At 72.8% G+C, this 20287-nt stretch carries 18 protein-coding genes; 12 read left to right on the top strand and 6 right to left on the bottom strand.

From position 1 onward, the window contains the following. Positions 1-13 precede the first annotated feature (13 nt). From ATL31_RS13830 to ATL31_RS13820, 3 genes are all read right to left on the bottom strand, one after another. Entirely contained in the window at positions 14-400 is a 387-nt protein-coding gene (locus ATL31_RS13830; RefSeq protein WP_101396282.1) for a hypothetical protein, read from the bottom strand. Positions 401-636: 236 nt separating this feature from the next. Next, a complete protein-coding gene (locus tag ATL31_RS13825) occupies positions 637-1728 on the bottom strand; it encodes an inositol-3-phosphate synthase (RefSeq protein ID WP_101396281.1) in 1092 nt (363 codons plus the stop codon). A gap of 82 nt (positions 1729-1810) precedes the next feature. Then, positions 1811-2374, bottom strand: a complete 564-nt coding sequence (locus tag ATL31_RS13820) for a PadR family transcriptional regulator (RefSeq protein ID WP_245862463.1) — start codon at positions 2372-2374, stop codon at positions 1811-1813. A gap of 265 nt (positions 2375-2639) precedes the next feature. On the opposite strand from ATL31_RS13820, the gene ATL31_RS13815 reads away from it, so the two are divergent. The 9 genes from ATL31_RS13815 to ATL31_RS13775 all read left to right on the top strand — a co-directional run bounded on the left by ATL31_RS13815 (position 2640) and on the right by ATL31_RS13775 (position 11641). Beyond that, the gene (locus ATL31_RS13815) at positions 2640-4862 is read left to right on the top strand and encodes a transglycosylase domain-containing protein (protein WP_101396279.1); all 2223 of its coding nucleotides are present in this window, start codon (positions 2640-2642) and stop codon (positions 4860-4862) included. A gap of 13 nt (positions 4863-4875) precedes the next feature. Then, positions 4876-6228, top strand: coding sequence for a hypothetical protein (locus tag ATL31_RS13810; protein ID WP_101396278.1), 1353 nt, complete (start codon positions 4876-4878; stop codon positions 6226-6228). Positions 6229-6258: 30 nt separating this feature from the next. Next, complete coding sequence (gene rpsF / locus ATL31_RS13805; RefSeq protein ID WP_101396277.1) at positions 6259-6546, top strand: 30S ribosomal protein S6; 288 nt, start codon at positions 6259-6261, stop codon at positions 6544-6546. A 46-nt stretch (positions 6547-6592) separates the two neighbouring features. After that, positions 6593-7174 (top strand): single-stranded DNA-binding protein, encoded by a 582-nt coding sequence (locus ATL31_RS13800; RefSeq protein WP_101396276.1) that lies wholly within the window; start codon positions 6593-6595, stop codon positions 7172-7174. Positions 7175-7282: 108 nt separating this feature from the next. After that, entirely contained in the window at positions 7283-7519 is a 237-nt protein-coding gene (rpsR, locus tag ATL31_RS13795; RefSeq protein WP_055809865.1) for a 30S ribosomal protein S18, read from the top strand. A 24-nt stretch (positions 7520-7543) separates the two neighbouring features. Next, entirely contained in the window at positions 7544-7990 is a 447-nt protein-coding gene (rplI, locus tag ATL31_RS13790) for a 50S ribosomal protein L9 (RefSeq protein ID WP_101396275.1), read from the top strand. Between the two features lie 102 nt (positions 7991-8092). Next, positions 8093-9496, top strand: coding sequence for a DNA repair protein RadA (gene radA / locus ATL31_RS13785; RefSeq protein WP_101397663.1), 1404 nt, complete (start codon positions 8093-8095; stop codon positions 9494-9496). Between the two features lie 134 nt (positions 9497-9630). Beyond that, complete coding sequence (disA, locus tag ATL31_RS13780) at positions 9631-10713, top strand: DNA integrity scanning diadenylate cyclase DisA (RefSeq protein WP_101396274.1); 1083 nt, start codon at positions 9631-9633, stop codon at positions 10711-10713. Positions 10714-10732: 19 nt separating this feature from the next. Continuing rightward, a complete protein-coding gene (locus tag ATL31_RS13775; protein WP_245862460.1) occupies positions 10733-11641 on the top strand; it encodes an HhH-GPD family protein in 909 nt (302 codons plus the stop codon). Positions 11642-11663: 22 nt separating this feature from the next. Here the strand turns inward: ATL31_RS13775 and ATL31_RS13770 are convergent, their stop codons facing one another. After that, on the bottom strand, positions 11664-12515 hold the full coding sequence (locus tag ATL31_RS13770; protein ID WP_101396272.1) for an HAD family acid phosphatase: 852 nt from the start codon (positions 12513-12515) through the stop codon (positions 11664-11666). 157 nt (positions 12516-12672) lie between these two features. Here ATL31_RS13770 and ATL31_RS13765 point away from each other — a divergent pair, with 157 nt between their 5' ends. The 3 genes from ATL31_RS13765 to ATL31_RS13755 all read left to right on the top strand — a co-directional run bounded on the left by ATL31_RS13765 (position 12673) and on the right by ATL31_RS13755 (position 17174). Continuing rightward, positions 12673-13506, top strand: a complete 834-nt coding sequence (locus ATL31_RS13765) for an Fpg/Nei family DNA glycosylase (protein ID WP_101396271.1) — start codon at positions 12673-12675, stop codon at positions 13504-13506. 171 nt (positions 13507-13677) lie between these two features. Beyond that, positions 13678-16197 (top strand): ATP-dependent Clp protease ATP-binding subunit, encoded by a 2520-nt coding sequence (locus ATL31_RS13760; protein WP_101396270.1) that lies wholly within the window; start codon positions 13678-13680, stop codon positions 16195-16197. 443 nt (positions 16198-16640) lie between these two features. After that, positions 16641-17174 carry an amino-acid N-acetyltransferase gene (locus tag ATL31_RS13755; protein WP_170062531.1) on the top strand — a complete coding sequence of 178 codons (534 nt, stop codon included), beginning with the start codon at positions 16641-16643 and terminating at the stop codon, positions 17172-17174. Here ATL31_RS13755 and ATL31_RS13750 read toward each other — a convergent pair. Continuing rightward, entirely contained in the window at positions 17087-19126 is a 2040-nt protein-coding gene (locus ATL31_RS13750; RefSeq protein WP_143598394.1) for a hypothetical protein, read from the bottom strand. The genes ATL31_RS13755 and ATL31_RS13750 overlap by 88 nt on opposite strands. Positions 19127-19263: 137 nt before the next feature. Further along, positions 19264-20193, bottom strand: coding sequence for a non-homologous end joining protein Ku (gene ku, locus ATL31_RS13745; protein WP_101397661.1), 930 nt, complete (start codon positions 20191-20193; stop codon positions 19264-19266). Positions 20194-20287 lie beyond the last annotated feature (94 nt).

The raw sequence follows: 20287 nt of genomic DNA, 5'->3' as shown, positions 1-20287 counted from the left end.
CGAGCCGCGGCGGTCAGCCGCGCTGCCCCCGGGCCTGCATCGTGAGGCGCTCCAGGGCCAGGTCGAGCTCGCGCTGCACCCGGGCGCGGGTGGCCGGGACGAAGAAGTAGTCCATGGTCACCTCGACCGGCGAGTGCTCGTTGACCACCTGGATGACCGCCCACAGCACGCTGGTGCGCGGGTCGGGCTGGGTCCCCTGGCGGATGCGCTGGATCTGCACGTGCGGGGTGGGCCCCCGCAGGGCCGAGACGGCGCGGGCCAGGTGCACGTTGTTGTCGAGATCGCGCAGGACGCCGTCCTCGTCCAGCCACTTCACGGTCGTCAGCAGCCGGTTCAGGGCGGACGCGATGTCGGGCAGCGGCACGGTGGTGTCGTCGGCGGACGGCGGCTCGGTGACCATGGCCGGCTCCTTACGGGGGTCCGAGGACGGGGCCCACCCGCATCGTCTCACCGTCGGGAAGAACTTGCCCAGCTCGTGAGCCCCTACGGAGACGACGGCGCACTACTCTGGCATCCGCAGGTCGTTGCTTTTCATCCGTGAAAAGCTCTTGCAGGAGGAACGGCCGGCCGCACGCGGTGGAGCGGGCGACCCGCAGGGGGTTCGCCCGCTCCGCCCGTGCACCGAGGACGACGCGGTCAGCGCTCCTCGGTCCCCGCGATGAAGGCCTCGAGCTTGGCGCGGCCGAGGTCGTCGGGCCGCTGCTCCGGCGGCGACTTCATCAGGTAGGACGACGCCGACAGCAGCGCCCCGCCGATGCCGCGGTCCTTGGCGATCTTGGCCGCCCGGATGGCGTCGATGATGATGCCGGCCGAGTTGGGGGAGTCCCAGACCTCGAGCTTGTACTCGAGGTTCAGCGGCACGTCGCCGAACGCGCGACCCTCGAGGCGCACGTAGGCCCACTTGCGGTCGTCGAGCCACGCCACGTAGTCGGACGGGCCGATGTGCACGTTGCGGTCACTGGTCTTGCCGGCCAGCGCCCCGGTGAGGTTCGAGGTCACCGACTGGGTCTTGGAGATCTTCTTGGACTCCAGGCGCTCGCGCTCGAGCATGTTCTTGAAGTCCATGTTGCCGCCGACGTTGAGCTGGTAGGTGCGGTCGAGCCGCACGCCGCGGTCCTCGAAGAGCTTGGCCATGACGCGGTGGGTGATGGTCGCGCCGACCTGGCTCTTGATGTCGTCGCCGATCACCGGCAGGCCGGCGGCCTCGAACTTCGCGGCCCACTCGGGGTCGGAGGCGATGAAGACCGGCAGGGCGTTGACGAACGCGACCCCGGCGTCGATGGCGCACTGGGCGTAGAACTTGTCGGCCTGCTCGGAGCCCACCGGGAGGTAGGAGACGAGGACGTCGACCTTCGCGTCGCGCAGCACCGAGACGACGTCGACCGGGTCGGCGCCGGACTCCTCGATGGTCTGGCGGTAGTACTTGCCGAGACCGTCGAGGGTGTGGCCGCGCTGCACCGTGACGCCGGTGGTGGGGACGTCCGCGATCTTGATGGTGTTGTTCTCGGAGGCGTTGATGGCCTCGGCGAGGTCCTTGCCGACCTTCTTGTCGTCGACGTCGAACGCGGCGACGAACTCGACGTCGCGCACGTGGTACTCGCCGAACATGACGTGCATCAGGCCGGGCACGGTCGTGGACGCGTCGGCGTCCCGGTAGTAGTGGACGCCCTGGACGAGCGAGGACGCGCAGTTGCCGACACCGACGACGGCGACGCGGATGGAACCCATGGTTTTCTCCTACGGGGGCTTGCAGCGGGATGGACGGGTGGACGGGTGGTCCCGAGCCGACGGGGGGTCGGCGACCCGGGGCCTACGGCTGGGGGCCGGGGTCGGTGGGGTGGCGCCGTTCGGCGTCGATGAGCTCGGTGAGCCAGCGCACCTCGCGCTCGGCGGTCTCCTCGCCGTGCTGCTGGAGCGCGGCGGTGTAGGCGTCCAGGCGCTCGCGACCCCGGCTGGAGCGCTCGCGCACCCGCTCGAGGTTCTCCTCGAGGCGCGAGCGCCGGCCCTCGAGGATGCGCAGCCGCACGTCGCGCTCGGTGCGGGCGAAGAAGGCGAAGCGGACGTCGAAGCCGTCGTCCTCGTAGGCGCTGGAGTCGGAGCGGGCGACGAGCTCGGCGAAGTGCTCCTTGCCCGCGGCGGTGAGCTCGTAGACCACCCGGGCGCGGCGCCCGCTGGGCCCGGGGTCGGCGGTCTCGGCCACCAGGCCGCGCCCGAGCAGGGACTTCAGCGCGGGGTAGAGGGTGCCGTAGGACAGGGCGCGGAAGGGGCCGAGCGCGGTGTTGAGCCGGCGGCGCAGGTCGTAGCCGTGGGTCGGGCCCTCGTGGAGCAGGCCGAGGACGGCGAGCTCCAGCAGGTGTGCGCGACGCGTGACCACGACGACTCCTTCCCGGGGACGAGCTGGGGACCGACCGGCCCTGCTCTGACGTTCCCCGGCGAACGGTAGCACCGATATATCGGAGCGATACATACGGGTGGGGGTCGCGACACCCTTCGTCCGGCGCTGCCGGGTGGGCGGGCCGGCCCCCGGTCGACGGCACGTCTCCGTCCCCGTCGTTGGGGTTTTCCCAGGCTGGGCGGTCATACTTGCCTGCGGACGTGGCTCAGCCGCGCCCTCTTCGCGCCCCGACCCCGAAGGCCCCATGAGCGATCGACAGCCCCGTACCCGAGCCGACGCCCGGCGTGCCCGTGCCTCCCGCGGCGCCTCCACCGCCCCCCGCGGCCGAGGCGCCGCGGCCCGGCCGTCCCGCCGGCGGGTCTGGCTCAAGCGGAGCCTCTGGGGGGTCCTGGCCCTGGGTGTCCTCGGCGCCATCGGGATCGGGATCGCCTACGCGATGACCGACATCCCCAAGCCCAACGAGATGGTCACGGCCCAGGCGAGCATCGTCTACTACGCCGACGGCAAGAACGAGCTGGCCCGGCTGTCGGACGACGGCGGCAACCGGGAGTCGGTGAAGCTGTCGGAGATCAGCCCGAACATGCAGCACGCCATCCTGGCGGCCGAGGACCGCAACTTCTACCAGAACAGCGGCATCAGCCCCACGGGCATCGCACGGGCGATCTGGGTCGCGGTCAAGGGCGGCTCGGCGACCCAGGGCGGCTCGACCATCACGCAGCAGTACGTGAAGAACTACTTCCTGACCCAGGACCGCACGATCACGCGCAAGGCCCGCGAGATCCTCATCTCGCTGAAGATCGACAAGCAGCAGTCCAAGGACCAGATCCTCGAGAACTACCTCAACACCATCTACTACGGCCGCGGGGCGTACGGCATCCAGACCGCCTCGAAGGCCTACTTCAACAAGTCGGCCAAGGACCTCACGCCGGCCGAGTCCGCGCTGCTGGCCGCGGTCATCCGGGGGCCCTCCCTCTACGACCCCTCCCTCGGGGCCGAGCAGAAGGCCAACGCGCAGAGCCGCAGCAACTACATCCTGGACGCGATGGTGTCGCAGAAGTGGCTCACCCCGGCCGAACGGGCGAAGGCGACCTTCCCCGAGGTCCAGAAGCCGCGGACCCGCAAGCTCAGCGGGGTGCAGGGCTACATCGTCGACCTGGTGAAGAAGGAGCTGGTCAACAAGTACAAGCTCACCGAGTCCGACATCCAGCGCGGCGGCCTGCGGGTGGTCTCCACCATCGACCGGGCCAAGCAGAACGCGGCGATCAAGGCCGTCGCGGACGAGAAGCCCGCCCAGGCCGACGTGCACACCGGGCTGGTGTCGATCACCCCGGGTGACGGGGCCATCCGGGCGTTCTACGGCGGTGAGGACTTCGCCAGGCGCCCGCTGAACAACGCCTCGCAGGCCAAGATGCAGGCCGGGTCGACCTTCAAGATCTTCTCGCTCATCGCGGCCCTCCAGTCCGGCGACGTCAGCACCGCGAGCCGCTTCGACGGCTCCAGCCCCCAGTACTTCCCGGACTTCGCCGACCCCAACGGCACCACCGAGGCGGCCCGGCGCGGCCGGGTCACCAACTTCGGCAACGAGCAGTTCGGGCGCATCGACCTGCTGACCGCCACCCAGCACTCGGTCAACACCGTGTTCGCGCAGGTCAACAAGATCGCCGGCCCCGAGAACACCATGAAGGCCGCCCAGGCCGCGGGGGTGCGCTCGAAGCTCGCCCCCAACATGTCCAACGTGCTCGGCACCGACTACGTGACCGTCGTCGACATGGCCGACGCCTACGCGACCATCGCCGCGCAGGGGGTGCGGGCCGAGCCGTACTTCGTGCGCGAGATCCGCTTCCAGGACTCCTCCATCCCGACCATCAAGGTCGAGAAGAAGACCCAGAAGGTGTTCGACACCAAGCTCATGGCCGACGTGATCGACGCGATGCAGCAGCCGGTCAAGCCCGGCGGCACCGCGCAGTACGTGGGCCAGAACCTCGGCCGCCCGGCGGCCGGCAAGACCGGGACGTCGGAGTCCTTCCGGTCCGCCTGGTTCGACGGGTACGTGCCGCAGCTGGCCACGGCCGTGGGCCTCTACCGGTCCGATGCCAAGACCGGCGACGAGCTGCCCATGGAGAACCTGCCCAAGGACGGCGACATCACCGGAGGCACCTACCCGGCGCGGATCTGGACCGCCTACATGAAGGCGGCGCTCGCGGGCCTGCCCGTGGCCGACTTCCCGGCGCCGGCGCACATCAACAAGGACGCCCTCCCGCCGACCCCCACGACCACCCAGGCTCCGCAGACCACGCAGGCCCCGGCGCCGACGACGAGCGCGCCGCCGACCACCAGCGCACCGCCCACGACGGTCGCACCCCCGCCCACGCCGACCCCGAGCAAGACCAACGGGCCGCCGACGTCGCCGGGCCCGTCCCCGTCGACGACCGTCACCCTGCTCCAGCCGACACCCGGCCCGAGCTGACCCCGCCGTCGCGGTGAGCGTCGGTCCCGGCCTGCGCGCCCGGCTCCCCGAAGGCCTCCTCACGGCCATCGGGGGGCCGCGCGGCGTGCGTGCCGCGCGGCGACCGGCTCGCACGGGCGTCCCCCCCGCCCTGGTGCTGCTCCTCGTGCTGCCCCTCGGGGTGGCCGCGCTGCGGCAGGCGTCGTGCGCCGCCGACGGCTGGGCCGGGCGCGCCGCGCTGTGGCGGCAGTGCGCCTCGCCGCTGATGACCGCGGTCGGCGTCGACGGGCCCCAGGGCCTCCTGGCCTACCTGACCGGCCGGGTGGGCGGCGACCTGCCCCTCGTGCCGGGGTTCGTCACGTCGGCGCTGACCACCCTGGCGCCAGGGTCGGGCCTCCAGCAGCAGCGGGGGGTGCTGGTCCTCTGGGCGGTCGCGGCGGCCGTGCTGCTGGCCGGGCTGGTCGTGGCGGTCGCGACGGTGCGCGACACCCCGCGGGCCGACGCCGTGGCCCTCGCGCTGTCGCCGGTGCTGGCCGTCTCGGTCCTGCTGTCGGTGCAGCTCGTCCCGGTGGCGCTCGCCGTGGGCGGCCTGTGGGCGTGGCAGCGCCGGCGGCCCGAGCTCGCGGGGGCCCTGCTGGGGGTCGCGGTCCTGGGCGGACGGCCCGCCCTCCTGGTCCTGCTCGCGGTGGCGCTGTGCCCGCCTGTGGGCGTGGCCGACGCCGTGCGCCGCCTGCTGCGCGCCGCAGGGACGGCGCTGCTCCTGGTGGTGGGCCCGGTCGCGGCCGTCGACCTCGGGCTCGTCCTGCGGCCCCTCTCGGCCTGGTGGGGCGGCGGGGCCGATGCGGGATCGCCGTGGTTCGTCCCCGAGCTGGCGCGCCATCCGCTGGGGTCGGTGCCCGTGGCCGTCGTCTCGCTGCTCGGGATGCTGCTCGCCGGCGGCCTGGTCGCGGTCCTGGCCACCCGGCGCCCGCGCCCGGTGGCCGCCGACCTGGCCCTGCTGGGCGTGGTGGTGGTGCTGCTCACCGGCGCCTCGTTCCGGCCCGCCGACGCCGTCTGGCTGGTGCCGTTCGTGGCGCTGGCCGGCATCCGTTGGCGTGACCACCTCGTGTGGGCGGGCGCCGAGGCCGCCCACGCGGTGGCCCTGTACACCTGGCTCGACGCCGCCACCGACCCCGCCAAGGGTCTGCCCGCCGGGTGGTACGCGACCGCCCTGTCCCTGCGGCTGCTGGCCGTCGGCCGCCTGGCGTGGGTGGTCTGGGCCCGCGCGAGTTGGGAGGTGCCCCCACCGGCGGGTACCCTTGAGCGGTTGCCCTCCGAACGCCCTGTGGACAGATCCCGGGTCGTTGTGGGCGACGATGCATACCCTCCTGTCACGGAAGGACCGTGACCGCTCAGACCGAAGGAGGCGGGTTAACGCATGCGTCAGTACGAACTCATGGTCATCCTCGACCCCGAGCTCGACGACCGGACCGTCCAGCCCTCGCTGGAGAAGTTCCTCAAGGTCGTCACGACCGACGGTGGCACCGTCGACACGATCGACGTCTGGGGCCGGCGCCGCCTGGCCTACGAGATCAAGAAGAAGGCCGAGGGCATCTACGCCGTCGTCAACTTCACCTCCGAGCCGGCCACGGCCAAGGAGCTCGACCGCCAGCTCGGCCTCAACGAGTCGATCATGCGGACCAAGCTCATGCGCCCCGGCGCCTGAGCCTGCGGTCTCCGGTCAACGACCAACCCCAGAAGGGACACCCGTCATGGCAGGCGACACCACCATCACCATCGTCGGCAACCTCACCGCCGACCCCGAGCTCCGCTTCACCCCTTCCGGTGCGGCCGTCGCGAACTTCACCGTCGCGTCGACCCCGCGCCAGTTCGACCGCCAGTCGAACGAGTGGAAGGACGGCGAGACCCTCTTCATGCGCTGCTCCATCTGGCGCGACGCGGCCGAGAACGTGGCCGAGTCCATGCACCGGGGCACCCGCGTCATCGTCACGGGGCGGCTGAAGTCGCGCTCGTACGAGACCAAGGAGGGCGAGAAGCGCACCGTCATCGAGCTCGAGGTCGACGAGGTCGGCCCGTCGCTGCGGTACGCGTCCGCGAAGGTCACCAAGGCCGAGCGCGGGAGCGGCGGCGGCGGTGGCTTCGGCGGTGGCGGCGGCTTCCAGCAGAACGACCCGTGGGCCACCGGTGGCTCCGCCCCCCAGGGCGGTCCTCAGGGTGGCGGCCAGCCGGGCGGTTTCGGCGGTGGCCAGCCGGCCCCGCAGCAGCCGGCCCAGGGTGGCCAGCAGGGCGGCGGCTGGGGCCAGGCACCGAGCTACGACGAGCCTCCCTTCTGATCGTCGGGGCCCCCGGGCCCCGACCGCACCGAACGCACCACCAGACATCCATCCCTGGGAGACCAGGGCTCATCCGCCGGGCCCGCCCGGCAGAAGGAGAGCACCACGATGGCCAAGCCCGCCATTCGCAAGCCGAAGAAGAAGGCCAACCCGCTCAAGGCGGCGAAGGTCGAGAACATCGACTACAAGGACGTCGCGCTGCTGCGCAAGTTCATCTCCGACCGCGGCAAGATCCGCGCCCGGCGCGTGACCGGTGTCTCCGTCCAGGAGCAGCGCCTCATCGCCAACGCGGTCAAGAACGCCCGCGAGATGGCGCTCCTGCCGTACTCGAGCTCGCCCCGCTGATCCGACGCCAAGGAGCATCGAACGATGAAGGTCATCCTCACCCACGAGGTCTCCGGCCTCGGTACCGCCGGTGACGTCGTCGACGTCAAGGACGGGTACGCGCGCAACTTCCTCTTCAAGCGCGACCTCGCGACCGCCTGGACCAAGGGCGGACAGAAGCAGGTCGACTCGATCGCCAAGGCGCGCGAGTCCCGCGCCGTGCGTTCGCTCGAGGAGGCGCAGTCCATCAAGGGCAACCTCGAGTCCAAGCCGGTCACGGTGACCGCGCACGCCGGCACGAGCGGCCGCCTCTTCGGCGCCGTCTCGACCGCCGACATCGCGGCCGCCGTCAAGGCCGCGGGCGGGCCCGAGCTCGACCGCCGCCGGATCGAGGTCCCGACCCCGATCCGCGCCACGGGCGGGCACACCGTGCTCGTCCGCCTCCACCCGGAGGTCCAGGCGAGCGTCGACCTCGACGTCGTCGCCGGCTGACGCACCGCACACCAGCACCACCACGAAGGCCCCGGACCCCGGTCCGGGGCCTTCGTCGTGCCCGCGCGGTCGGTGTCGGTGGCGCACCGTAAGGTCGGCCGCATGGCAGGGACGACGGCACGACGCAGCGCTCGCGGCACCGCAGCGTACCGCTGCAGCGAGTGCGGCTGGCAGACGGCCAAGTGGGTCGGCCGCTGCGGCGAGTGCCAGGCCTGGGGTTCGGTCGGCGAGACCGGGGGCGTCACCGCCCGCACCAGTGCCACCACGGTCGAGCGCCCTGCGGTCCCCATCGGCGAGGTCGACCTGACCCGCGCGGCCGCGCGCCCCACCGGGGTGGCCGAGTTCGACCGGGTGCTGGGCGGCGGGCTGGTCCCCGGCGCCGTGGTGCTGGTCGCCGGCGAGCCCGGCATCGGCAAGTCCACCCTCCTGCTCGACGTCGCCGGCCGGGCCGCCCGCTCGGGCGAGCACGGCGAGCGCCGGGTCCTGTACGTCAGCGGCGAGGAGTCGGCGGCCCAGGTGCGGTCCCGGGCCGAACGCATCGAGGCCATGGCGCGCACGCTCTACCTCGCCTCCGAGACCGACCTCGGCACGCTCCTCGGCCAGGTCGAGCAGGTCGAGCCCGAGCTGCTGGTCGTCGACTCGGTGCAGACCATCTCCAGCGCCGAGGTCGAGGGCTCTGCCGGCAACGTCGCGCAGGTCCGCGAGGTCGCCGCCTCCCTCATCCAGGTCGCCAAGGCCCGCGGCATCGCCGTGCTCCTCGTCGGCCACGTCACCAAGGACGGCTCGATCGCCGGCCCCCGCGTGCTCGAGCACCTGGTCGACGTCGTCGTGCAGTTCGAGGGCGACCGGCACTCGCGGCTGCGGCTGGTGCGCGCCGTCAAGAACCGCTACGGCCCCACCGACGAGGTCGGCTGCTTCGACCTCTCCGACGTCGGCATCGTGGGTCTCACCGACCCCAGCGGCCTGTTCCTCTCGGGGCGCACGGCGTCGGTCCCCGGCACCTGCGTCACCGTGACCCTCGAGGGGCGTCGGCCACTGGTCACCGAGGTGCAGGCGCTGGTCACCGCCTCCAGCCTGGCCACCCCGCGCCGCGCCACCAGCGGGCTCGACGCCGCCCGGGTCAACATGGTCCTGGCCGTCCTCGACAAGCGGGCCCAGGCGCCCATCGGCGGCAGCGACGCCTACCTCTCCACCGTCGGAGGGGTGCGGCTCACCGAGCCCGCCGCCGACCTGGCCGTCACCCTGGCCCTGGCGGGCGCCATCACCGACCGGCCGCTGCCCGGGGGGACCGTCGCGTTCGGTGAGGTGGGGCTGGCCGGTGAGGTCCGCCCCGTCACCGGCGCGCACCGCCGGCTCGCGGAGGCGGCAAGACTGGGCTTCACCCGGGCCGTCGTGCCCCCCGGGGTGCTGGGGGCAGGCCCGGTGCCCGAGGGCATCTCGGTGCTCGAGGTCGGCACCGTCGCCGAGGCCGTCGGCCGGGCGTTGCACGACGTCCCGGGCCGCTGACCGCCCCCTCCCGGCCGGCCCATCCGGGCGCCGAGATCGAGACCGCGCCGTGACACGACGCCGGATAGGATCCTGCGGGACCGTCGGCGTCATCCGCCCCGGCACCGGGGACCACCCACGACCGAGGAGGACGCATGGCCGGCTCGCCCAATGACGACGAGCTCCTGCGCACCACGCTCGCGGCCGTCGCCCCCGGCACCGAGCTGCGCGACGGCCTCGAGCGCATCCTGCGCGGCCGTACCGGCGCCCTCATCGTCCTCGGCCACGACCGGGTGATCGAGCAGATCGCCACCGGCGGCTTCCCCCTCGACATCGAGTTCTCCGCCACCCGCCTGCGCGAGCTCGCCAAGATGGACGGCGGGGTGGTGGTCGACCGCGACGTCACCCGCATCCTGCGCGCCGCCACCCAGCTGCTGCCCGACGCCGGCATCGAGACCATGGAGTCGGGCACCCGGCACCGTACCGCCGAGCGCGTCGCCAAGCAGACCGGCTTCCCCGTGGTGTCGGTGAGCCAGTCGATGCGCATCATCCAGCTCTACGTCGCGGGTCGCCGCGTGGTCCTCGAGGACTCCAGCGCCATCCTGTCCCGCGCCAACCAGGCCCTGCAGACCCTCGAGCGCTACAAGTCCCGCCTCGACGAGGTCACCGGCACCCTCTCGGCCCTCGAGATCGAGGACCTCGTCACCGTCCGCGACGTCGCGAACGTCCTGCAGCGCCTCGAGATGGTGCGCCGCATCAAGGACGAGATCGCCGAGTACGTCGTGCAGCTCGGCACCGACGGGCGCCTGCTCAGCCTCCAGCTCGAGGAGCTCACCGGCGGCCTGTCCGACGACCTGGGCCTGGTCATCCGCGACTACCTGCCCGAGACCAAGGCGGGCTACTCCCACGAGGAGGCCGTGGCCAACCTGACCGCCATCGACAGCACCGAGCTGCTCGACCCGGCGGCCGGCGCCAAGGCCATGGGCTTCACGGTGGTCGGCGACTCCCTCGACTCCTCGGTCAGCCCCTTGGGGCACCGCCTGCTCTCGAAGGTGCCGCGCCTGCCCGGTGCCATCGTCGAGCGGCTCGTGGTGCACTTCGGCTCGTTGCAGAAGCTGCTGGCGGCCAACATCGACGACCTCATGGACGTCGACGGCGTCGGCGAGGGCCGCGCGCGCCTGGTCCGTGAGGGCCTCTCGCGCCTGGCCGAGACGAGCATCCTCGAGCGCTACGTCTGACGTGCCGGGCGCTCCCCGCGTGGCGGCTCCCGTCTCGGTGCTCCACGAGCGGGTCCTGACCTGGTTCGACGCGCATCGGCGCGTGCTGCCGTGGCGCGACGGCCGCACGGACGCCTGGGGAGTCCTGGTCAGCGAGATCATGCTGCAGCAGACCCCGGTGGTACGGGTCGAACCGGTGTGGCGGGCCTGGATGGAGCGCTGGCCGACCCCGGCCGCGCTGGCCGCCGAGACCCCGGGCGAGGTGGTGCGGGCCTGGGGCCGGCTCGGCTACCCGCGGCGGGCGCTGCGGCTGCGCGAGGCGGCCGTGGCCGTCGTCCGCGAGCACGACGGCCGGGTGCCCGACACCGAGGAGGCGCTGCGCGGGCTGCCCGGGGTCGGCTCGTACACCGCGGCCGCCGTCGCCGCGTTCGCGCACGGGCGGCGGACGGTGGTGGTCGACACCAACGTGCGACGGGTGCTGGCCCGAGCCGTGCAGGGACGGGCCCACGCCGCGCCCGCCCTCACCGCCGCCGACACCCGCCTGGCCACCGCGACCGTGCCGGCCGACGTGGCGACCTCGGTGCGGTGGAACGTCGCCGTCATGGAGCTCGGGGCGGTGGTCTGCCGCGCCCGTGGGCCGCGCTGCCCGGAGTGCCCCCTGCTGGACGTCTGTGCCTGGGTGGCCGCGGGCAGCCCGCCCGACGACGGGCCGCCGCGCCGGGGGCAGGCGTGGCACGGCACCGACCGGCAGGTCCGGGGAGCACTCGTCCAGGTGCTCCGGGAGACGAGCCGGTCGGTACCGCGCGACGACCTCGTGGGCCGCGCGCTCGAGGCCGCCGGCCTCGACCCGGCCCGCCACCGGGAGCAGGCGGACCGGTGCCTCGCGGGGCTGGTCGAGGACGGCCTGGTCGAGCCGGTGCGGGGCGGCCGCTTCCGGCTCCCCGCCTGAGCCCGCGATCAGGCGGCGTGGGTCACGGCAGGTAGTAGTTGGGGTTCGGCACCTTGAACGTGCGGTCGGCGTACCCACCCACCAGGTCGCTGTACTGGTCGCCGAAGTTCGCCACGATGTCGTAGCCCAGCGACTCGATGTGCGCGCGGGTGGCGGCCTTGTAGTGGATGGTGGTGCACTTGCCGCCCGGGTCGGTGGCGCAGGCCTGCTTCAGGTAGTCGGGGTAGGCCGCGACGTCGGGCTTGGTGAACAGGCCGTCCTCGCCGTCCGGGAGCGTGGTCGGGGCCGGGAAGCCGGCGTCGACGCCGACGCCGTCGGCGGTGAGGTTGCCCAGGGTCGCGGCCTCCTGCGAGGTCGGGCGGCCGGTCAGGAAGAACACCGCGTAGCCCTCCTGGGCGGCGTGGGTGGCCATCGCGACCATCCCCGGGGTGGCCGGGAAGCGCTGCTCGGTGACGAACTGCCCGTTCGTGGCCGGGTTGTAGGCCCAGTTGCTCGCGACCTCGTAGTTCCAGGTGGTGAGGCTGGTGTCGTCGACGTCGAGGACGATCGCCTTCGTGGCGCCCGAGCCGCGCGTCCCGGCGTGGCGGCGGGCGTCGAGCCAGCGCTGGCCCGCGCGGGCCACCGACTCCGCCTCGAGCGCGTAGTTGCCGTCGGGGGCGAAGGTGCCGGTGCCCAGCGGGTCTCCGTAGTAGTTGCGGATCTGCTGACGCAGCACGTCGATGTTGGTGACCTGGTCGGCGTGCCGCGGCGTGGTGGTCCGGATGGCGGGCTGGGCGGTGGCCGCGTAGGCGACACCGCCGCCGACGAGGGCGGAGCAGACCACAGCGGTGGCGACGGTGGCGCGGCGGCCGAGGGACAGGGTGCGGACGGTCATGGGGTTCTCCTCGCAGCGGAACGTGACGGCGGCACGCTAGCCGCGGGAGGGGTCCGGTGGCGGGGCGGCGACGGGCGGCTCGCCGGTGCCGCTCAGGGGTCTCTCAGCCCCCGACGGGTAGGGGTCTCCGGCCCGCGCGGGCCCGTGGTGCCGCAGAATGCCGGCATGCCCGAGGGACACGCTCTACGCCCTGGCGCGCGACCTGCACGCGGCCTTCGCGGGGACCTCACCGGTCGTCACGAGCCCGCAGGGCCGCTTCGCCGAGGGTGCCGCCCTGGTCAGCGGCCGCCGGGTCCTCGGCGTGACCTCGCGGGGCAAGCACCTCTTCCTCGAGCTCGAGGGCGACGCCTGGGTGCACGTGCACCTCGGGCTGATCGGCACCTTCACCGTCGACCACGGCGCCTGGACCGCCGAGGCGCCCGTCGTCGGCCAGGTGCGGATGCGGCTGGCCACCGACCAGCACGTGGCCGACCTGCGCGGCCCGACGGTGTGCGCCGTCGTGACCCCCGAGGAGGTGGCGGCCGTGCTGGGCCGCCTGGGGCCGGACCCGCTGCGCCCCGACAGCGACCCCGAGGTCGCGTGGCGGCGCATCTCGCGCTCCGGGCGCAGCATCGGTGAGTTGCTGATGGACCAGTCGGTGCTGGCCGGGGTGGGCAACGTGTACCGCTCGGAGGTGCTGTTCCGGCAGCGGCTGTCGCCCGCCACCGAGGGCCGGCGCTTCCGCCGCGCCTCGTGGTCGCTGGTCTGGGACGACCTCGTGCGCCTGCTGCCCCTCGGGGTGGCCACCGGGCGCATCGTCACCGTCGAGGACCAGGTGCTCGAGGTCGAGGCCGCCCTCGGCCGGGGCGAGGTGCCCCACCTGGAGGAGCGGACGTCCTCGGTCTACAAGCGCGACGGGCAGCCGTGCCCCCGCTGCGGCGCGCGCATCCGCACCCGGGTCGTGGCGGGGCGGAACCTGTTCTGGTGCGGTGGCTGCCAGCGACGCCGCTGACCGGCCTCCGGCTGTACGCCCAGGGCGAACGCGCAGGCCCGGCGGAACACCCCGGGACCGGGTGTGCGTTGTGCCCCCTGTAGGACGCCACCACCACCCCTTCGACAACCGGGGGGACTCGGTCAGGTGGCGCGACTAGCATCGAGGGGACTCGACGTCAGGAGTAGCACCATGTTCGAACGGTTCACCGACCGCGCCCGCCGCGTCGTCGTGCTCGCCCAGGAGGAGGCACGAGGCCTCAACCACAACTACATCGGCACCGAGCACATCCTCCTCGGCCTCATCCACGAGGGTGAGGGCGTCGCGAGCAAGGCGCTCGAGAGCCTCGGGATCAGCCTCGAGGCCGTCCGCGAGCAGGTGCAGGAGATCATCGGCCAGGGCCAGCAGGCCCCGACCGGTCACATCCCGTTCACGCCGCGGGCCAAGAAGGTCCTCGAGCTGAGCCTGCGCGAGGCGCTGCAGCTCGGCCACAACTACATCGGCACCGAGCACATCCTCCTCGGCCTGATCCGTGAGGGCGAGGGCGTGGCCGCGCAGGTCCTCGTCAAGCTGGGCGCCGACCTCTCCCGCGTGCGCCAGCAGGTCATCCAGCTCATCTCGGGCTACCAGGGCGGCAAGGAGGGTGCCTCCTCCGGCCCCGGCGCCACCCAGGGCGGCCCCGCCGAGGGCACCCCCGCGGGCTCGCTGGTCCTCGACCAGTTCGGGCGCAACCTCACCCAGGCCGCGCGCGAGGGCAAGCTCGACCCGGTGATCGGGCGCGAGAAGGAGATCGAGCGGGTCATGCAGGTGCTGTCCCGCCGCACCAAGAACAACCCCGTCCTCATCGGCGAGCCCGGCGTCGGCAAGACCGCCGTCGTCGAGGGCCTGGCCCAGGACATCGTCAAGGGCGAGGTGCCCGAGACCCTCAAGGACAAGCAGCTCTACACCCTCGACCTCGGCGCTCTGGTGGCCGGCAGCCGCTACCGCGGTGACTTCGAGGAGCGGCTGAAGAAGGTCCTCAAGGAGATCCGTACCCGCGGCGACATCGTGCTGTTCATCGACGAGATCCACACCCTCGTCGGGGCCGGCGCGGCCGAGGGCGCGATCGACGCCGCGTCCATCCTCAAGCCGATGCTCGCGCGCGGTGAGCTCCAGGTCATCGGGGCCACCACCCTCGACGAGTACCGCAAGCACATCGAGAAGGACGCCGCCCTCGAGCGCCGCTTCCAGCCGATCCAGGTCGCCGAGCCCACGCTGGCCCACGCGATCGAGATCCTCAAGGGGCTGCGCGACCGCTACGAGGCCCACCACCGGGTGTCCATCACCGACGCCGCCCTGGTGGCGGCGGCCAACATGGCCGACCGGTACGTCAACGACCGCTTCCTGCCCGACAAGGCGATCGACCTCATCGACGAGGCGGGCGCGCGACTGCGCATCCGCCGGATGACCGCACCGCCGGACCTGCGCGAGTTCGACGAGAAGATCGCGGCGGTCGTGCGCGAGAAGGAGTCGGCCATCGACGGCCAGGACTTCGAGAAGGCCGCGCGGCTGCGTGACGACGAGAAGAACCTGCGCAACGAGAAGGCCAAGCGCGAGGCCGAGTGGAAGTCCGGCGACATGGACGTCATCGCCGAGGTCGACGAGGAGCTCATCGCCGAGGTCCTCGCCGCGTCGACGGGCATCCCGGTCTTCAAGCTGACCGAGGAGGAGTCCAGCCGCCTGCTCCACATGGAGGACGAGCTGCACAAGCGCGTCGTCGGCATGGACGAGGCCATCAAGTCGCTCTCGCAGGCCATCCGCCGCACGCGGGCCGGCCTGAAGGACCCGCGCCGCCCCGGTGGCTCGTTCATCTTCGCCGGCCCCACCGGCGTCGGGAAGACCGAGCTGGCCAAGACGCTGGCCGAGTTCCTCTTCGGCGACGAGGACAGCCTCATCCAGCTCGACATGTCGGAGTACAGCGAGAAGCACACCGTCTCGCGCCTCTTCGGCTCGCCTCCCGGCTACGTCGGCTACGAGGAGGGCGGCCAGCTCACCGAGAAGGTCCGGCGCAAGCCGTTCTCGGTCGTGCTGTTCGACGAGGTCGAGAAGGCCCACCCCGAGATCTTCAACAGCCTGCTGCAGGTGCTCGAGGACGGCCGTCTCACCGACAGCCAGGGCCGGATGGTCGACTTCAAGAACACCGTCATCATCATGACGACCAACCTAGGCACCCGCGACATCTCCAAGGGCACCCTCGGCTTCTCGGCCGGCCCCGACACCCGGTCCGACTACGACCGGATGAAGGCCAAGGTCACCGACGAGCTGAAGCAGCACTTCCGCCCGGAGTTCCTCAACCGCGTCGACGACACCATCGTCTTCCCGCAGCTGAGCCAGTCCGAGATCGTCCAGATCGTCGACCTCGAGATCGCCAAGCTCGACAAGCGGCTCAAGGACAAGGACATGGGCATGGAGCTCACGCCCGCGGCCAAGAACCTGCTGGCGACCAAGGGCTACGACCCCGTGCTCGGTGCGCGCCCGCTGCGGCGCACCATCCAGCGCGAGATCGAGGACGTGCTGTCCGAGAAGATCCTGTTCGGCGAGCTGAAGGCCGGCGAGATCGTCGCGGTCGACGCCACCGGCGAGGAGAAGGACGCCACCTTCACCTTCCAGGGCACGCCGCACAGTCGGGGCATCGAGCTCCCGATCGTGGCGGCCGAGGTCTCCGAGGCCTGAGGCAGGCCCGCCCGTCACCCGAGGCCCCCGACCACCCGGTCGGGGGCCTCGGGCCGTGCTGGGGCCGCCCACGCCGGGCCCCGCGCGGGCCGGTGCACGCAAATGCCTCCGGGGAATGTCGCCCACCCTCCGCGAATTCTCCGGATGCATTCTCGGGCGCCCGCCGGCGGCCCCGATGTGCGGACCAGCGGCGTCCACCGGCCCCAGGAAGACGGGACAATGAATGGTCAACGATCGGCCAGAACGATACGACGAGGAAACCTTGACGGTTTCTTTACCCACAAATGCACGTCTCTGGCCCATCATTTGAAGAGCAAGGGCCTCCGGGGCCTCTTGCAGCGGCCCGCCACCACCCCTGCGGTGGCGGGCCGCGCCCTTGCCCCCGGCCGCCGCGGCGCCGAACCCCCCGGGGCCGGCGACGCGCCGGCCGCACTACAGTGCCGATCGTGACCTCGGACGCCGCCGCCCCACCTCCGCCCCCGGGGGTGCTCGTCCGACCGGCCCGCACCGCCGACGTCCGGGCCATCCGCGCGCTGGTGGCCCCGCTGGCGGAGGCCAGGGTGCTGCTGCAGAAGGAGGCGGTGGCGTACTACGAGTCGGTGGTCGACTTCGTGGTCGCCGAGGTCGACGGGCGGGTCGTGGGCTGCGGGGCGGTACACGTGCTGTGGGAGGACCTGGGGGAGGTCCGCACCCTCGCGGTCGAGGCGGGCGTCGTGGGCCGCGGGGTGGGGTCGGCCATCCTCGTGCGGCTCGTCGAGCGGGCCCGTGAGCTGGGCCTGTCGCGCCTGTTCTGCCTGACCTTCGAGACCGAGTTCTTCGGGCGGCACGGCTTCACGGCCATCGAGGGCCAGGCGGTCGAGCCCGAGGTCTACGCCGAGCTGCTGCGCTCCTACGACGAGGGCGTAGCCGAGTTCCTCGACCTCGAGCGGGTCAAGCCCAACACCCTCGGCAACGTCCGGATGCTGCGGGTGCTCTGAGCCCGGCGGCGCGAGCGGCGCACGGCCAGCACCACCGCGCTGCCGAGGGCGGCCACCAGCAGCAGGGCCGCCGCCGGCAGCGCGGCGCCCAGGGCCGGCGCCCAGCCGGCCCGGTGCGACACGTCGGCCGCGGCCGCGACGGCCGGGGCCACGCGGCCGTCGGCGAGCAGCGCGGTCGCGTGCGCGGTGCGCTCGGGCACCTCCAGGAGGCGGGCACCGAGCTCGCTGAACGGGTCGTCGAGGGCGGCGGCCCGGGTGCGGGCCCGGGCGACGGCGGTGATGGCAGCAGCCGCAGCGGGCAGGGAGGTCCCCAGCGCCCGGTAGTCGTCGTCGACGCTCGCGCGCTCGTAGGCCTGCCGCACCGCCGCCGGTACCGGCAGCCCGGTGCGCTGCGCGGCGTCCTGGACGGCCGCGGCGCCCGCCCCCAGGGGCGCGATCTCGCCCCGCACCGCCCGGCTGCGGTCGAAGTCCCAGGAGCTGAGGGCGTCGCGCAGCCCCTCGGGTGGCAGCCACGCGCCGTCGGCCTCGTCGAGCGCGGAGTAGGCGGCGCGCTCGCGGGCGCGCGGCGCGAGCAGGGCCACCTGCTTGCCGTCCAGGACCCAGGTGGTGAAGACCTTCGGTGCGGTCGTGACGCCGCCGCGGGTCTCGACCAGGTCGAGCCAGTCCGACCAGGAGGTGCGCCCGGCGCTGGGGGTGACGGTGCCCGGCGGGTCGTACGCGCGCTCACCCCGGATGCCCGCGCCGACCACCGCGGCGAAGCGCTGGTCGTCGAGCGACCCGAGCAGGGCCTTCATGGCAGCGTAGGAGGCCGGGTAGGCGTAGGTCTCGAGGTCGGTCGAGCGGCTCCCGGCATCCCCGTCCCAGTCGTTGAGCGCGACGGCCCCGGTGCCCCGGCGCGAGACCACGGGGTGCTTCGTGGGACGGCCGCCGGTGCGCTGCACGGTCCGCTCGGCGATGACCTGGGCCAGGCCCTCGTAGAGCCAGCGCTGGTCGAAGCGGTCGCCGGACACCCAGGCGTGCGAGAGCTCGTGGTAGATGAGGTCGTCGTCCAGCTGCTCGCCGACGACGATCTCGTCGCCCTGGGGGTCGAACCAGCCGTCGTACCCGCGCAGCGACGGCGAGGCGTCCTCGCGGATCTGCTCGAGGCCGCCGGGCCACGGGTTGCCCACCAGGGTCTCGAGGGTGGGCAGGCCCGTGCGGACGGTGGTGGACACGAAGGAGGACCACAGGTCGTCGTCGGGGAAGGCCGACAGGGTGAACGACAGGTCCTCGACGCGCACCGTGCTCTCGCGCACCTGGTCGGGGTCGCGCAGCGAGACGACCGACCACAGGCCACCGTCGAAGGTGTTCCGGGTGGCGGTGTACGTGGAGACGCCGCCGCTGGTCTCGTCCTCGAAGCCGTCGACCGTGCTGGTGAACGACATGGCCGACGGCGCGACCACCTCGACCCGGTTGCTGCCCTCGTCGCCCGGGCCGTAGGCCACGAACGTGGCGTAGCCGGGCCCGACGCGGGTGCTGTCGGTGGAGCGGGGCGCGCGGCCGCGGATCTCGTACGTCAGCACGATGCGCCGGCTCTGGCGGTAGCGCAGGTCCGGGAAGGTGATGCGGGCCAGTGCGATGCTCGGGTCGTCGGTGCCGCCGACGCGCACGTCGAGCCGGGAGCCGTCGCTCTGGGCCCGCACCCGGGCCGAGCTCTGGGGGATGGGGACCGAGTAGCCCTGGAAGAAGTAGGTGTAGACACCGCCGCCGCTCTGGCGGTCGGGGCTGACGTTGCTCAGGTCGAGGGTCATGGTGGCCCGCACGACCTGGGCCTCCGCGTCGTAGACATAGCGGCTGGTGGCCGCGACGGTCAGGCCCTGCTCGGCCCGGGCGACGGGCGCGCCGACGACGAGGGTCGCCGCCACCACGCCGGCGGCGGCCAGCGCCCCCAGCGCACGGCGCAGCGTCGTCATGGTCATCCCTCCGCGCGCGTGCTCGGCCCCACCCCGGCCGATGGCTCCGGCCACGATGGTAGGTCTCGCGCGCCCCGGCGGCACGGGTTTCTCGCGGGACGCGCCCGGGGCGGGGGCGGTCCTCGATGCCGCCCGACTCAGCTGGCCTTCTTCTCGGCCTTCTTGGCGGCGGTCCGCTTGGTCGCCGACTTCTTGGCGGCGGCCTTCTGGGCAGGGGCCTTCTTGGCGGCCGACGTCGTGGTGGCGGTCTTCGACGCCGTGGCGCTCTTCGCCGGGGCGGGTGCCTCGCCGCGGGCGGCCTTGGCCTTCTCGACCGAGCGCGACAGGGCTGCGAGCAGGTCGACGACCTCGCCGGACTCCTCCTCCTCGACCGCCGCGACGCGCACCTCGCCGCCCTCGACCTTGGCCCGCACGAGCTCCTTGACGGCGAGCGCGTAGTCGTCCTCGTACTCGCCCGGGTCGTAGTCGCCCGCGAGCTGGTCGATGAGCATGCGCGCCATGTCCATCTCCTGCTTCGAGGCGTGGGTCTCCTCCTGGACGTGCGCGAACTCGGCGGCCCGCACCTCGTCGGGCCAGAGCATGGTCTGCATGACGATGACCCCGTCGCGCACCCGGAGCACGGCCATCGTCATCCGGGTGCGGATGGAGACCGTGACGATGGCGACGCGCTTCTCGCTCTCGAGGGCGTCGCGCAGCAGGACGTAGGGCTTGGTGGCGGACTTGTCGGGCTCGAGGAAGTAGGACTTGTCGAGCCACATCGGGTCGATCTGGTCGGCGGGGACGAACTTGGTGACCCCGATCTCCTTGGAGGTCCTCGAGGGGAGGTCGGCGAAGTCATCGTCGGTGAGGACGACCATGTCGCCGTCCTCGGTCTCGTACCCCTTGGCGATGTCGTCATAGCTGACCTCCTCGCCGTCGATCGAGCACATGCGCTTGTAGCGGATGCGGCCGCCGTCCTCGCGGTGCACCTGGCGGAACTGCACGTCGTGGTTCTCGGTGGCCGAGTACAGGCGCACCGGCACGTTGACGAGGCCGAAGGAGACCGCGCCCTTCCAGATCGCTCGCATGCCCAGCGCCACCTTCCGGTCCTGCTCGTCGTCGTCCCTGGTCAGCCTAGGCCCGGACGGCGTCCCGGGGGAGGGGCCGCCGCACCCGGGTGGG

It is taken from the genome of Phycicoccus duodecadis, from assembly GCF_002846495.1.
GTDB classification, from domain to species: domain Bacteria; phylum Actinomycetota; class Actinomycetes; order Actinomycetales; family Dermatophilaceae; genus Phycicoccus; species Phycicoccus duodecadis.
Note: the sequence above shows the minus strand (reverse complement) of the source record. Positions and strands in the feature narration are given on the sequence as shown.